Origin of the sequence: Marinilabilia salmonicolor JCM 21150, assembly GCF_000259075.1 — a bacterium.
Taxonomy (GTDB): Bacteria; Bacteroidota; Bacteroidia; order Bacteroidales; family Marinilabiliaceae; genus Marinilabilia; species Marinilabilia salmonicolor.
Genome location: NZ_AJKI01000039.1, coordinates 1 through 264, shown reverse-complemented (window position 1 = coordinate 264; position 264 = coordinate 1). Strand labels below are relative to the sequence as shown.

Genomic DNA, 264 nt, shown 5'->3' with positions numbered 1-264 from the left:
CTTTTAAGTTGGGGAGTTAAATCTCCACATTGAAGCATTACTAAAGCAATGAGCAGTGAACAATAAACAATTACCAATCATCATTGATAATTGGTAACTGATAATTGATAATTACCTCTTTCGCTTTTTGAATCTTTTCCAATATGTTAACGATATTGCCTTCAAATCCCCCTCCTTGGGAGGGGTTAGGGGAGGCTCCTATTAAGGTGGTTTTAGCAACAGGGTTCCACCTCTTCCCATTCCGAACAGAGAAGTTAAGCCTGT

General features: G+C 39.0%; 1 rRNA gene. It reads left to right on the top strand.

The features are described 5' to 3' along the window. Positions 1-202: 202 nt before the first annotated feature. Positions 203-264: ribosomal RNA gene (gene rrf, locus W7W_RS0116320) — 5S ribosomal RNA — on the top strand; the annotation flags it as partial.